Annotated in this window: 10 protein-coding genes; 8 read left to right on the top strand and 2 right to left on the bottom strand. The window is 71.8% G+C overall.

Annotated features, from left to right (window positions below):
- The 3 genes from M878_RS49500 to M878_RS82810 form a co-directional block, all read left to right on the top strand.
- A partial coding sequence (locus M878_RS49500; RefSeq protein ID WP_023551842.1) for a tetratricopeptide repeat protein occupies nucleotides 1-1,279 on the top strand: 1,279 nt, incomplete at its 5' end.
- Nucleotides 1,276-2,751 carry a hypothetical protein gene (locus tag M878_RS82815; protein WP_023551841.1) on the top strand — a complete coding sequence of 492 codons (1,476 nt, stop codon included), beginning with the start codon at nucleotides 1,276-1,278 and terminating at the stop codon, nucleotides 2,749-2,751. The genes M878_RS49500 and M878_RS82815, both read left to right, overlap by 4 nt.
- Before the next feature lie 44 nt (nucleotides 2,752-2,795).
- Nucleotides 2,796-4,436, top strand: coding sequence for a serine/threonine-protein kinase (locus tag M878_RS82810; protein ID WP_031226575.1), 1,641 nt, complete (start codon nucleotides 2,796-2,798; stop codon nucleotides 4,434-4,436).
- 39 nt (nucleotides 4,437-4,475) lie between these two features.
- On the opposite strand, the gene M878_RS82805 is transcribed toward M878_RS82810, so the two are convergent.
- Nucleotides 4,476-5,282 (bottom strand): SGNH/GDSL hydrolase family protein, encoded by an 807-nt coding sequence (locus tag M878_RS82805; protein WP_023551839.1) that lies wholly within the window; start codon nucleotides 5,280-5,282, stop codon nucleotides 4,476-4,478.
- A gap of 126 nt (nucleotides 5,283-5,408) precedes the next feature.
- On the opposite strand from M878_RS82805, the gene M878_RS82800 reads away from it, so the two are divergent.
- The 5 genes from M878_RS82800 to M878_RS82780 all read left to right on the top strand — a co-directional run bounded on the left by M878_RS82800 (nucleotide 5,409) and on the right by M878_RS82780 (nucleotide 12,747).
- Nucleotides 5,409-5,897, top strand: coding sequence for a hypothetical protein (locus M878_RS82800; protein WP_245238259.1), 489 nt, complete (start codon nucleotides 5,409-5,411; stop codon nucleotides 5,895-5,897).
- 393 nt (nucleotides 5,898-6,290) lie between these two features.
- The gene (locus M878_RS82795; RefSeq protein ID WP_031226572.1) at nucleotides 6,291-7,115 is read left to right on the top strand and encodes a glycosyltransferase family 2 protein; all 825 of its coding nucleotides are present in this window, start codon (nucleotides 6,291-6,293) and stop codon (nucleotides 7,113-7,115) included.
- Nucleotides 7,112-8,131, top strand: coding sequence for a glycosyltransferase family 2 protein (locus M878_RS82790; RefSeq protein ID WP_023551836.1), 1,020 nt, complete (start codon nucleotides 7,112-7,114; stop codon nucleotides 8,129-8,131). Before M878_RS82795 ends, M878_RS82790 begins: the two co-directional genes overlap by 4 nt.
- Complete coding sequence (locus M878_RS82785; protein ID WP_031226570.1) at nucleotides 8,124-8,924, top strand: polysaccharide deacetylase family protein; 801 nt, start codon at nucleotides 8,124-8,126, stop codon at nucleotides 8,922-8,924. The genes M878_RS82790 and M878_RS82785 overlap by 8 nt, the downstream gene beginning before the upstream one ends.
- Nucleotides 8,917-12,747 (top strand): lipopolysaccharide biosynthesis protein, encoded by a 3,831-nt coding sequence (locus M878_RS82780; RefSeq protein ID WP_023551834.1) that lies wholly within the window; start codon nucleotides 8,917-8,919, stop codon nucleotides 12,745-12,747. The genes M878_RS82785 and M878_RS82780 overlap by 8 nt, the downstream gene beginning before the upstream one ends.
- 29 nt (nucleotides 12,748-12,776) lie before the next feature.
- On the opposite strand, the gene M878_RS82775 is transcribed toward M878_RS82780, so the two are convergent.
- On the bottom strand, nucleotides 12,777-14,195 hold the full coding sequence (locus M878_RS82775) for a GH39 family glycosyl hydrolase (RefSeq protein WP_023551833.1): 1,419 nt from the start codon (nucleotides 14,193-14,195) through the stop codon (nucleotides 12,777-12,779).
- Nucleotides 14,196-14,234: the final 39 nt, after the last annotated feature.

Genomic DNA, 14,234 nt, shown 5'->3' with positions numbered 1-14,234 from the left:
GTTGGCCGTCGCGCTGACCGGTGGGGCGATCGCCGTCGGCGCGAGTCGCGCGCCGGACCCGGTTCCGGTCGCCTCCAGCGCCATGGACCCCGGTGTGCTGGGCGGCGGCAACCTGGACGCCTCGGTCGCCGCGCTCCAGGCGCATCTGCGCACCCAGCCCAAGGACTCCGGTGGCTGGGCCACCCTGGGCCTGGCCTACGTCGAGCAGGCGCGGACCAAGGGCGACCCCGCCCGCTATCCGCAGGCGGAGCAGGCGCTCAAGCGGTCCCTGTCCCTGTCCCCGGACAGCGACCAGGCGCTGGCCGGCCGCGCCGCCCTCGCCGCCGCCCGGCACGACTTCACCGGCGCCCTGGCCTACGCGGACGCGGCGCTGCGGCAGAACCCGTACAGCGAGCGCGCGTTGTCCTCCCGTATCGACGCCCTGGTCGAACTCGGCCGGTACGCCGAGGCGTCCCGGGCCGCCGAGACCGCCGACGCCCGCAGACCAGGCGTACCGGTCTTCACGCGGTACGCGTACGTGCACGAACTGCGCGGGGACGTGACGACGGCACGCCGGGTCCTGCGGCAGGCCCTGGCGAGTGCCACGTCGCCGGGCGACATCGCGTACGTCGCCGCCCAGCTCGGCCAACTCTCCTGGAACCAGGGCGACTACAAGACCGCTCTCGCCTCCTACGCCCGTGCCCTCGCCGCCGACGACACCTACCTCCCGGCGCTGGAGGGCCGGGCAAGGGCGCAGGCGGCGAGCGGGGACCGCGCGGCGGCGGTCAAAGGGATGGAGACAGTGGTGTCCCGCTATCCGCTGCCGGGCCCCCTCGTCGAGCTGGGCGAGCTGTACGAGGCGCGGGGCGCGGCCGGCGACCGGGCCAGGGCGCGACGGCAGTACGCCCTGGTGGACACCTGGATCACGCTGGCCCGCGCCAACGGCGTCAACGCCGACCTCGACACCGCGCTGGCCGCCGCCGACCACGGCGACAAGGCGGCCGCCCTGCGCGCGGCCCGCGCCGAATGGGCCCGTCGGCACACCGTGCACACCGCGGACGCGCTGGCCTGGGCGCTGCACGTCAACGGCCGTGACACGGAGGCCCTGGCATACGCCCGCCAAGCCACCGCCACCGGTTACCGCAACGCCGCCTTCCTGTACCACCGCGGCATGATCGAGCTGGCCACGAGCCACCGGACGGCGGGCCGCGCCTCGCTGGCCTCGGCCCTGAAGCTGAACCCGGGTTTCTCCCCCCTGGGCGTCGCCGAGGCCCGTAGGGCGCTGGAGGCCGCGAAGTGAGGCCGCGTCTCGCGTTCGTCCTCTGCGCCCTGTGCGCCCTCGTGCTCCTGCCCGCCCCAGGCGCGAGCGCGCATCCCCTCGGCAACTTCACCGTCAACCGGTACGACGGCCTTGTCGCCGCGCCCGGCCGGCTCCGGGTGGACCATGTCGAGGACCTGGCCGAGATACCGGCGACCCAGGCCAGACCGGACATGGCGCGGCTGGGCACGGCGGAGTGGGCCCGGCAGCGCTGTGCGCAGGCCGCCCGGGGCAGCGAGGCGACCGTGAACGGGCGCGAGGTCCCCCTCACCGTGCGGGACAGCCGGGCCGCCCTGCGTCCCGGGCAGGCGGGCCTCAACACCCTGCGGGTGGAGTGCCGTTGGACGGCGCCGCTCCCCCGGGCCGGCTCGGTCGCCCTCGGCTTTCGCAGCGCGACGAACTGGTCCGGGCCCGGCTGGCGGGAGATCACCGCGCGCGGCGACCGTATGACGCTCACCGCGACGGACGTACCGAAGACGTCGGTCTCGCACGAACTGACCACGTATCCGAAGGACTTGCTGTCCTCCCCGGCCGACATCACCACCGCCTCCGTACGGCTGCGACCCGGCGGTCCGGCCCTCACCGAGGAGCCGCGGGCGGAACCGGGGGCCGCCGTCCTGCCGCGGGGCGCCGACCGCTGGACCCGCGCGCTGGACGACCTCGTGGCCCGCCATGACCTCACCGTCGGCTTCGCCGCGCTCGCGCTGCTCGTGGCGGTCGTGCTCGGCGCGCTGCACGCGCTCGCGCCGGGCCACGGCAAGACCCTGATGGCCGCGGCCGCGGCGGCGCGCGGAGGCCGGGCCCGGCCCCGTGACGTGCTTCCGCTGGCGGCCTCGGTCACGGTGACCCACACTCTCGGCGTGGTCGCTCTGGGCCTGCTCGTCACGGCCGGTTCCGCCGCCACGCCCTCGGTGATCGCCTGGCTGGGCATCGCCGGCGGCGCACTGGTCCTCGCGACCGGCGCCGGCCTCGTACGGAGGGTGTGGTCCGCGCGCCATCATCACCCCGCTCAGCGTGTCGAGCACACCCATGGGGGACACACCCACAGCCACACCCACGCCAATCACCCGCACACCCATGGCGGTCACACCCATACCCACCCCGCCGCCCCCACCCTCCGCGGCACGATCCTGCTCGGGTTCGCCGGTGGCCTCGTGCCCAGTCCCTCCGCCGTGGTCGTCCTCGTCGGCGCCGCCGCACTCGGGAAGGCCTGGTTCGGGCTGCTGCTCGTCGTGGCCTACGGAGCCGGGCTCGCGCTGACACTCACGGCGGCCGGGTTCGCCGTGGTCCGGCTGGGCTCGGGGGTGACCCGGGTGCTGGAGCGGCGTCCGCGCTGGACCACCCACCCGGTGGCCACGCTGGTACGCCGGTCCGTGCCGCTCGCGTCCGCGCTGGTCGTCATGGCCCTGGGTGCCGGATTGGTGCTCAGGGGGGCCGCATCCGCGCTGGGCTGAGCTACTTTGGTGCAGAAATCACGCGATATGCCTTGGGGGCGCCCGTGTCCGAAGAGCCGGGCCGTGAACGTGTGATCGCGGGCCGCTACCGTCTGCTGTCCCCGCTGGGCGAGGGCGGCATGGGCACGGTGTGGCGTGCCCGGGACGAGGTGCTGCACCGCGAGGTGGCCGTCAAGGAGGTGCGGGCGCCGGCCGGGCTGCCGGCCTCCGATGTGGAGCGGATGTACGCGCGTCTGGAGCGCGAGGCGTGGGCGGCGGCCCGGGTCTCGAACCGCAACGTGGTCACGGTGTACGACGTGGCGCTGGAGGGCGGCCGGCCGTGGATCGTGATGGAGCTGGTGCACGGGCTGTCGCTGGCCGACCAGCTGGAGGCGGAGGGTGCGCTGTCGCCGCAGCGGGCGGCGCACATCGGTGCCGAGGTGCTGTCCGCGCTGCGCGCCGCGCACGCCGCCGGAGTGCTGCACCGGGATGTGAAGCCGGCCAATGTGCTGCTCGCGAACGACGGCCGGGTGGTGCTGACCGACTTCGGGATCGCCTCGGTCGAGGGCAGCTCCGCGCTGACCATGACCGGCGAGGTGGTCGGCTCGCCCGAATTCCTCGCACCGGAGCGGGCGTTGGGGCGGACGCCGGGGCCGGAGTCAGATCTGTGGTCGCTGGGGGTGCTGCTCTACGCGGCCGTGGAGGGTGTCTCGCCGTTCCGGTACGACACCCCGCTCAGCACCCTGCGTGCGGTGGTGGACGAGGAGTTGCCACCGCCGCGCCGAGCCGGGCCGCTCGCCCCGGTCGTCGAGGGGCTGCTGCGCAAGGACCCCGCCGAGCGGCTCGGTGCCGAGCGGGCGGAGCACGAGCTGCGGATCGTCGCAGCCGGGGGTGCCCCCTCTCGGGGAGGAACGCCCCGCGCGGCCACGATGCCGCTGCCGCCGCCGTACACCGCCCCGACGGCCGTGGACCGGGAGTACGCGGCCCGGTATCCGGGGCCGCCCGCTCCCACCCCACCGACGCCCCTGTCCGGCACGACGACGTCCGCGGCGCCGGAACGCTCCCGGCGAGCCGGTGTGGTGCTGGTGGCGGGTCTGCTCGCGGTCGTGCTCGCGCTGGCGGGGCTGACGTACGCGCTGCTGCACCGCGACAACGGCGGCCGGGGCAACGCGGGCGACGTCTCGGCGAGCGACAGCGCGCACACGCCGACCGCGCGCGGCAGCACCGACTCGAACACCCAGGCGCCGTCGACCGCGAGCGGCAGTGCGTCGTCGAGCCCGCAGCCGGCGCAGTCCGTGCAGGTCGCCGTGGCCGGCGCGCACACCACGTACGCCGGGACCTGTCCCCCGCCGGCCGCTCAGACACCGGTCTTCACGGCGACGTTCACGGTGGGGCGGCTGCCGGCGCGGGTGGAGTACCGCTGGGTGTCGACGCGCGGGTCGGTGTCGGATCCGGGGTGGCGGACGCTGTCCTTCCCGGACGGCGGAGGCAAGACGCAGAAGGTGCGGGTGACCCTGACGGTGTACTCGGGCAGCGGAACGACCGAGGACCAGATCAGCGTGACGGTACGCGGTCCCGTGCAGATGACGTCGAACTCCGTGCCGTTCTCGGTGAGTTGCTCGGGTACGGCGACCGGGACGGCGACGGAGACCCCGACAGGCGGGGCCTCCGCTTCGGCGTCGGGCTCGCCGGGGAGTTCACCCTGAGGGCGGGAGGGTTCACCCTGAGGGGCGAGCCCGTGCGGGTCACGCGTTGTTCGTGAGCACGGGCAGATAGCCGCCGGACTGGCCGGCCGCGGTGGGGTGGTACGACTCGCTGATGTCGAGCCAGTTGACGCTGTGCAGCCAGGAGTCGCCGGAGCAGATCTCGTGGCTGGAGAACGCGGAGCGGACGTCGCCGAAGACGAATCCGTGGGCCTGGGCGCGCTTCTGGATGGCGGCGTCGATGTAGTCGGCCGCGCCGTTGATCGCGGACCGCTTGGTGTCGGAGAGGCCGAGGCAGGTCTGTCCGAGCAGGTAGAAGCGGGGGTAGCTGAGGACGACCACCTTGGCACCCGGGGCCTTGGCGGTGATCGCGTCGTAGACGGTGTCCAGTTTGCCGGGGAGCGTGGAGTCGACGTACGCCTTGGCGGTGTCGATCCGGGAGAGACAGGCGCTGTCGGACTGGATCACACAGGTCGTCATGACGTCGGAGAAGCCGGCGTCGTTGCCGCCGATGGTGAGGGACACCAGTGAGGTGGAGGAGTTCAGCGAGCCGAGCTGATTGGCCATCACGTCGTCCGTCGTGGCGCCGGAGCAGGCGTCGAAGGCGAACGAGGACGGGCTGTGGGCGGCGTTCCACAGGTACGGGTACGCCTTCGTGCTGCGGTCGCAGTCGCCGCTGGAGCTGATGTAGCTGCCCGAGCCGACTCCGGACGAGTAGGAGTCGCCGAGGGCGACATAGCCGCCGGTCACGGCCGCCGAGGAGGCCTGCGCCGACGCGGCTCCGGTGAGTCCGAGGCCGGCGGCGAGGAGGAGTGAGGTAACGAGTCCGGTAAGTCGGGAACGTCTCATGGAACCTCCCTTTAGCAGGATCTCTGCCGTAACTGTCGTAGCAACTACGCGTGTTGACGGGAAGTGTCCATGCCAAGACTTTTAGGGTCTCAACAGGATCAACCAGAAACATTCACCGTTCATCTATTGCGCGTACATGTCATCCCCGGTGACGGTTCGACAACCGTCGTCTTGACGGCGCCGCTTGGACTGCGCCACATTGAAGCCCGGCATCCGGCGCGTCGGGGGGCAAAGTCGCCAATGCAGACCTTACGTATCAAGACATCTTCATTGCCGCTGCTCGCGGGGGCCGGGACCGCCGTGGCGGCGGTCGGCGCGCTGCTCGCCCTCCTCGACTCGACCTCTCCGCTGCGCGGCCCGTGCGCCTTCTTCTTCCTGCTCGCGGCGCCGGCCGTGGCCATCGCCGCGGCGCTGCGCGGGCTGGATCCCTTCGGCCGGACGCTCTGCGCGCTTGCGGGCTCGGTCGTCGTCAACATGCTGGTGACCCAGGGCATGCTCGCGGTCCATCGCTGGTCGGTCCGCGGCGGGGTGGTCGCGGTGACCGTGCTGAGTGTGCTGCTTCTGCTCCTGGCGTCACTCCGGGAACAAATTTCCGGAAAACGCACACAACACTGAGTAAGACCGGCCAAAGTTGTGTAACGGCCAAACCAACAAAAGCGTGAGGCAGCCTTCCAGGGCTTGCCTTTCGGGTTCAATCGTCAATACCGTCATACAACTCACCCGCACCGGCACGTCGGCACACGGCTCCAGGGGAGGGCTCAGGGCCACGACGTCCGCCGGCGCGGGGCGCGGTAGGGGGGTGCCGTGCTCGGTGACCGCAACTGTGACCGAGTCGTGCCGCGCGACCGGCTGCCGTTTTTCTCCGGCAGACCGGCCAGCTTTGCCAGCTCGTCTGCGGGTACGGAGATCAATTCGCCGTGCCGAAGATGAGAAACCCCCCTTTCGAACCGGAACAGAGCCGGGCCGCCCGGGGGTGGGCGGTCCACCGGACGAGAGGGAAAAAGACTCATGAGTTCCGTTCTGCGCCCGCCCAGTTCAGGGCAACAAGATCCGTCGATCGCCGCGCACTATAGGCCGATCTCCTCTCACCTCGCGATCACTCCGCCGGTGAGCGTGGTGATTCCCGCCATGAATGAGGCGGAGAATCTTCCGTACGTCTTCAAGACACTTCCGGACTGGATACACGAAGTCGTCCTGGTGGACGGCAATTCCACCGACGACACCGTCGAAGTGGCCCGTTCCCTGTGGCCGGGCGTCAAGGTCGTCGAACAGCACGGCAAGGGCAAAGGGGATGCCCTGATCACCGGGTTCGAGGCCTGCAGTGGCGACATCATCGTCATGGTCGACGCGGACGGCTCGGCCGACGGCGGCGAGATCGTCAGCTATGTCTCCGCGCTGGTCTCCGGCGCCGACTTCGCCAAGGGCTCGCGCTTCGCCAACGGCGGCGGCACCGACGACATGACCTTCATCCGCAAGCTCGGCAACTGGGCGCTGTGCACGGTCGTCAACCGCAAGTTCGGCGCCCGCTACACCGACCTGTGCTACGGCTACAACGCGTTCTGGCGGCACTGCCTCGACAAGATCGACCTGGACTGCACCGGCTTCGAGGTCGAGACGCTCATGAACATCAGAGTGGTCAAGGCCGGTCTGAAGGTCCAGGAGATCCCGAGCCACGAGTACCTCCGCATCCACGGCACCAGCAATCTACGGGCCGTGCGCGACGGGTTCCGGGTGCTGAAGGTCATCCTCGGGGAGCGCTCCAACCGGCGCGAGCTGCGCCGCCAGGAACAGCACTCGCCGATGCTCGACACGGTCCGGGGAGAGTTGTCTTGACAGATCCCGGCATCTCCGTCGTGATCTGCGTGTACACCGAGGACCGCTGGGAGGACATCCTCGCGGCGGTCTCCTCGGTGCGCGCGCAGTCGTATCCGGCGCTGGAGACGCTCCTGGTCGTGGACCACAACCCGGCGCTGAGGGACCGGCTGGCCCGCGAGTACAAGGAGACCGAGTGCGTCCGGGTGCTGGCCAACGCGGGCCCGCGCGGCCTGTCCGCCGGCCGCAACACCGGCATCGCCGCCTCCCACGGCGAGGTCATCGCCTTCCTGGACGACGACGCCGTGGCCGAACGCGACTGGCTGCGCCGCTTCGCCGAGGGGTACGCCGACCCGCGCGTCATGGCGGTCGGCGGCCGCACCGAACCCGTCTGGGCGTCGGGCCGGCGGCCGGCCTGGTTCCCGGAGGAGTTCGACTGGGTGGTGGGCTGCACCTACAAGGGGCTGCCGCCGGGCCGGGTCCGGGTCCGCAATGTGCTCGGAGGAAACGCTTCCTTCCGGCGTACGGCGTTCGATGCGGCGGGCGGCTTCGCCACCGGCATCGGCCGCGACGGCGACCGCCGTCCGCTGGGCTGCGAGGAGACGGAGCTGTGCATCCGGCTCACCCGGGTCCGCCCCGACGCCGTCCTGCTCATCGACGACCGCGCCGTCATCCACCACCGGGTGCCCGCACCCCGCGAGCACTTCGCCTACTTCCGCACCCGCACCTACGCCGAGGGCCTGTCCAAGGCGCTGGTCGCCCGCAGCGTGGGCGCCGGCCAGGGTTTGCGGTCCGAACGCCGGTACACCACAAGGGTGTTGCCCGCAGGGGTCGTCCGTGGTCTGCGGGACGCCCTGCTGGCCCGGCCGGGCGGCGCGGGCCGCGCGGGCGCGATCGTCGCCGGAGTCCTCACTGCGGCGGGCGGCTATGTGGTGGGAAGCGTGCGGGCGCGGCGCAGCGGTACGACCTTCTCGCCGGCGCCGATCCCGGAGAGCACCGAGGCCCGCGCCGGTTCCGAAGGGGGCACCCATGAGTGACACGCCCGTCCCCATCCTCATGTACCACTCCGTGGCCACCGCGCCCAACGACGCCACCCGCGCCCTGTCGGTGGCGCCGGAGGCGTTCGCGGAGCAGATGGCGCTCATCGGCGACCTGGGCCTGACCCCGGTCACCACCGCCGACCTCGCGGGCCGCTGGCGCAGTGGCGCCCCGCTGCCCGCCCGGCCGGTGCTGATCACCTTCGACGACGGCTACGAGGGCGTGCACCGGCACGCGCTGCCCGTGCTCGCCAAGCACGGCTTCCCCGCCACGCTGTTCGTCTCCACCGGCTGGATCAGGGGCGGGTACGACACCGGAGGCGGCCTCGACACCATGCTCGACTGGCGGCAGGTGCGCGAACTGGCCGCCGCCGGCGTGGAGATCGGCGGACACAGCCACACCCACCCGCAGCTCGACCAGCTCGACGACGATGCCCTGCGCACGGAGCTGACCCGCTGCACGGAGATCGTCACGGACGAACTCGGCGCCCGCCCGGTGTCGTTCGCCTACCCCTACGGGTACTCCAGCCGCAGGGTCCGCCAGGCCGTGCGCGCGGACGGCTACGCCCAGGCGCTCGCCGTCGGCAACGCGCTCGCCCGCCGCCGCCAGGGGCCGTACGCGCTCGAACGGGTCACGGTGCGGCGCGCCACGGGTGCCGAGGAGTTCGAACAGCTGCTCCACGGCCGTGCCGTCACCCGCGCCTTCGCCAGGGACCGTGCCCTCACCAAGGGGTACGCCCTCGTCCGCAGAGCCCGCCAGGTCCGCCGGAAGGCCATCCGTTCCCGTGTCTGACACGACCACAACAACCGAGGCCGCGACGCCCGGCGCCGGGGCGCCCGAGAAGTCCGGGCGGCGCCTCCGGCTGCCCGGCACGGGCCGGTCCGGCGGCGGCAGCCCGCTGTTCCGCAACGCCTACGCGCTGATGCTCAACACGGGTGTCAGCGCCGTCCTCGGGCTCGGCTTCTGGCTGGCGGCGGCGCGCTACTACTCCGAGTCGGCGGTCGGGCAGGGCTCGGCCGCCATCGCCGCGATGAAGTTCCTCGCCGGGCTGACCGCGGTGACCCTGACCGGTGCCCTGGCCCGCTTCATCCCGGTGTCCGGGAAACGCACCGGCACGCTCATCTTCCGTACCTACGCGGGCAGTTCCCTGGTGGTGGCGCTCGCGGCGGGCGTCTTCCTGCTGACCCTGGACACCTGGGGGCCGTCGTACCGGTTCCTGCACGGCACGGTCAACGGGCTCGGCTTCATCGTGGCCGTCGTCGCCTGGAACCTGCTCACCCTGCAGGACGGGGTGCTGACCGGACTGCGCAGCGCGACCTGGGTGCCGGTGGGCAACACCGTGTTCTCGGCCGTGAAGCTGGCCCTGCTCGTCGCGCTCGCCGTCGCCATCCCGACCGCCGGTGTCTTCGTCTCCTGGGTGGCCGCGATCGTCACCTCGGTGGTGCCGCTGGGCTGGCTGGTGTTCCGGCGGCTGGTGCCCCGGCACGTCAAGGCGACCGAGGGCCGCGCCCAGCCGCCCACGCTGACGCAGGTCGGCCGGTTCCTGGCCGGGGACTACACCGGCTCGCTGTTCTCGCTCGCCGTGATCTACCTCGTGCCGGTGCTCGTCGCATCGCAGGTCAGCTCCGCCGAGAACGCCTACTTCTACATCGCCGCCACCATCGGCGGTACGACCGACCTGCTCGCCATCAACATGGGCGCGTCCCTCACGGTCGAGGGCTCGCACGACCCGGATCGCCTGGCTGCCAACACCCGTGCCGCACTGCGGCGGATGGCCCGGATCATGCTGCCGGTCGCGGGCCTGCTGATCACCGGCGCGCCCTGGATCCTCGGCGTGTTCGGCACGGGCTACGCGGCCGCCGCGACCCCGCTGCTGCGCTGGCTCGCGGTCGGCTCGATACTGCGGGTCGTCATCGAGACGTACTTCGCGGTGCTGCGGGCCCGCAGCCGCACCGCCGGACTCGCCCTGTTCCAGGGCCTGTTGTGCGCACTGACGCTGGGTCTGACCCTGCTGCTCCTGCCCCGGATGGGGCTGACCGGAGCGGGCATCGCCGAGGCCGGCAGCCTCGCGGTCATCGCGGCGATCGCCGCGCCGCGGCTCTGGAAGACGATCCGCACCGCCGCCGACGCCGTACCCGACACGGCGGCACCCGACGGGGACCTCGCCGACCTGGGGGCGCGCGAGATCCCAGCCTCTCCCCCGGCCCACCGGCACAGCCCTGCCTGGGCGCTGGACAACGACACCCTGGCTCTCGGCATCCATGTCGACTTCGACCATGTGGAGCGCCGCCCGGACGTCCGCCCGGGCCCCGGCACCCCACCCGCCGGTACGCCGGTGCCCCCTCCGGCGCTTCGGGCCGGGCTTCCGGTGGGGCTTCCGGTGGAGGAGAGGGAACCCGGCAGCGAGGCATCGCTGGGCCCGGCCGAGGCCGAACTGCTGCGCGAGGCCGAGGCGGCGGAGGTCGACGCACCGTTCACGACCGAGGAACTGGACGCGTCCCTGGCCGGGAACGACGCACCCGCGCCCCGACGCGCCGTACCGGACGAAGCCATGCCCGAGGAACCACCGGCACCCGTATCCCCATCCCTGCGCCGGCGGCGGCTGCCCACCCGCTCCGGAGTCGTCCTCGGCTGTCTGCTGATCGCCGCGCTGCTGCTGTACTGGGTGCCCGCGCTGCGGCTCGGCGAGGCCGATCTGGACCGGATGGGCGGGCTCGGGCTGATCTCGGTGCTGCCGCTGCCCACCCTGGTCGGAGCGGGGCTGCTGGTCGTCGTCTTCACCGCGCTGCTCTGGCTGCGCCGCGAGCACCGGGCGCTGCTGCTGCTCACCCTGCTGGCGACGGTCGTATCACTGCACGCGCTGCCCGCCGTGATCGAGACCGAGCCGCGGTTCCCGACGGCCTGGCAGCATCTCGGCTTCATCGACTACATCGACCGCACCGGCTCCGCCGTACCGGACCTGGACGCCCGCTGGAGCTGGCCGGGCTTCTTCGCGGTGGCCGCGTTCGCCGGCCGGGCCTGCGGGGTCACCGACTTCACCGAGGTCATCCGCTGGTGGCCGACGGCCGTCCAGCTCGCCTATCTGGCACCGATGTTCCTGCTCACCCGGTCGATGCGGGCGAGCTGGCGGGCGAAGTGGACCGGCGTCTGGCTGTTCGTGCTGTGCGGCTGGGTCGGCCAGGACTATTTCTCGCCGCAGGGCTTCACCTATCTGCTGTATCTGATGTTCGTGGCGATCCTGCTGGTCTGGTTCCGCCCACCGCGCGTGATCTGGACGAAGTTCCGTCCGGGCGAGGCGGAGGCGGAGCCGGCGGACCGGCGCCAGCGTGCGGTCCTGCTGATGGTGTTGATCGGCCTGTACGTGGCGAGCGTGCCCGCGCACCAGCTCACCCCGTTCATCATGCTCGGCGTGCTCGCGGCCCTGGTCCTGCTCGGCCGGTCCGAACTGCGCGGGCTGCCGTTGCTCTGCGCGGTGCTGGTCGCGGTGTGGGTGGGCTTCATGGCCGAGCCGTACTGGTCCGGGCACTTCAACGATCTGTTCGGCGGGGTCGGCGGGGTCGGCAGCAATGTCTCCACCTCCGTCTCCGGCCGGATCCAGGGCGGCAGTTCGACGCACAAGCTGGTGCTGTACACCCGGGTGCTGCTGGCCGGTTCGGTGCTGGCGTTCGCCTGCTGGGGCTGGTGGCGGCGCCGCTTCCACCGCTACCGCGAACGCTCCCTGCTGGTACTGACCTTCGTGCCGTTCCTGGGCTTCGGCATGCAGTCGTACGGCGGTGAGATGGCGCTGCGCGTCTTCATGTTCGCGGTGCCGGGCGCGGCCCTGCTCGGCGCCCTCGCCCTCTTCCCGCGCACCGGCGTCACGGCGAAAGAGCGCGACAAGGACCGGGTGAGCCTCGCTCCACTGGCCGCGCTGCTGGCCGGGCTGCTGCTGATGGGCGGCTTCCTGGTGGCCCGCTGGGGCAACGAGCCGTTCGAGCGCACCCGGCCCGGCGAGGTCGCCGCCATGAACTGGGTGTACGCCCACGACAAGCCGACGGTACGGCTGCTGTGGCTGACCCAGGACACGGTCAACGACGTGACCCCGGCGATGCCCTGGGGGTCGAAGGACATGGAGCGCGTTTCCTATGTGCCCACTCTGGCCCCGACCGACCCCGTGCTGGTGTCGGGCCTGGTCAAGGCGCTGAAGGACGCGGGCCCGCACTCGTATCTGATGATCAACCGAAGTCAGGTGACCTATCTGCAGCTGGACGCGGGCTACTCCGCGACCTGGGAGCCCCGGCTGATCGAGCACCTGGACGACCGGCAGGAGCTGACGAAAGTCCTGGTCAACGACGACGTCACGGTGTTCGCGCTGCGCAGGCAGCCGGCGGGCGCGGTGCCGAAGCCGCATCCGGGGCCGATCGGGCCGCAGGTGACCTGGACGCCGTGGTCGGTGGTCGGCGCGCTGTCCGCCGTCCTCCTGATCCTGCTGCTGGCGGCGCGGGAGGTGGTCCGGGTCGCGGTGCGGCCGGGAGTGCGCCAACTGCGGCTGCTCCAGGGCACGTTCTGGTTCGCACTGCCGTTGCTGGCGGTGGTGCTGGCCTCGCTGGTGCAGCGGTTCCTGACCTTGAAGTGATGACGATGAGGTGACGGGTGCGGGGTGGCTCAGCGGTCGAGCCACTTCACCTCGTACGGCCGCATGCCGAACCGTTTGCCGTCGACCTGGGCGCTGATCGGCCGGTTCTGTGTGTTGACCACGAGGACGGTCCTCCCGCTCGCCAGGACGCGGACATCCGGCACGTCGTCGGCCGCGACGGACACGTTCTGGTACGCCGTTCCGGGCGGGAACGCCTTGGCGAACCGGGACACCAGGTCGTACATGGGCAGGGCTCTGCCCCCGCCGGAGCCGTCGGTCGGCGTCCACAGACAGCCGGCGCAGCCGGAACCGGTCTTGTCCTCCGGGTTCCAGTAGAAGCCGGAGTCGGCGCCGCCCTTGACCATGGCGATCATGCCGGTGGCCTGGACGGCGACGCGGTGCGGCTCGGTCCAGCCGGTGCGGTCGCCGTTGCCGTCGCCGGGCTCCACGTAGTACTCGGCCCACCACAGCGGCAGGCCGTGGGTCTGCCGCCGCAGCCACTCGCTGACCGCCGTCAGCTTGTCGGTGGCCGCGAACTCGTTCGGCAGCAGGTCGTCGTCGTGGGTGTAGCTGGAGCCGTCGACGACGGTGAAGTCGGCGCCGGCCTTGTGCGCGTTCCAGTACGAGAAGGCGTCGAGCACCCGCCGGTCCATGGCGCCCCACGGGCCTTTCAGCGCGCCGGAGGCGTTCTGGTCACGCGGGTCGACACTGTCCATCACCAGATACGGCCCGCCGACCATGATGTCCTTGTCGACCTTCTTCAGCGCCGTGTACACGAGGTTGTACAGCCTGGTGTATCCCTCGTAGTCCCAGCGGGACCCGGCGTCGTTCCAGAAGCCCTTGAACTCGTTCCAGACGACGAAGTGCTTCACGTCCGGATAGCGGCGGGCGATGGTCGCGGCGAGGTCGGCGAAGTCCTGGTAGTGGTCGGGAGTGGGCGCCTTCTCCAGGGCGGACTGGCTCCAGTCCGTGTGGTCGACGCCGGCCCTGCCGCCCTTCATCCAGTCCGGGGAGCAGCACAGGGTGATCACGGGGGTGGCCCCGGAGGCGCGCATGAAGTCGATGCGGCGGTCGAGGGCGCCGAAGTCGTAGTGTCCCTTGACCGGTTCGGGATTGTCGGCGCCCCAGCCCATGATGTGCTGGTTCTGCGGCAGCCCGCCGCTCTGGCCGAGCAGCCGCTCCACGCTCTTGGTGGCCGCAGCGGCGCCTTCGTCGGCGCTGTACTGGGTGTGGGTGAAACCCCAGCCGACGTACGGCTCCGGTTTCGCGCTCGGACTCGCGGGGGTGCCGTGCACCGTGTCGCCGTCACGTGTGGTGCCGGCGGTGCTGGGACCGCCGGTCAGCGTGCCGAACAGGGTCACCGCCAAGGCCAGCGCGGCCGCGCCGACACCGAGCAGGGCGGTGAGCCGCCACCGCCGAGTATCCGAATCCCACCCATGTCGTCCCATCGAGGACAACGGTATCGGCGGAGGGAGGTCGTCCGGCGG

Source organism: Streptomyces roseochromogenus subsp. oscitans DS 12.976, assembly GCF_000497445.1.
Lineage (GTDB): Bacteria > Actinomycetota > Actinomycetes > Streptomycetales > Streptomycetaceae > Streptomyces > Streptomyces oscitans.
This window is presented reverse-complemented; position numbering and strand designations above follow the sequence as displayed.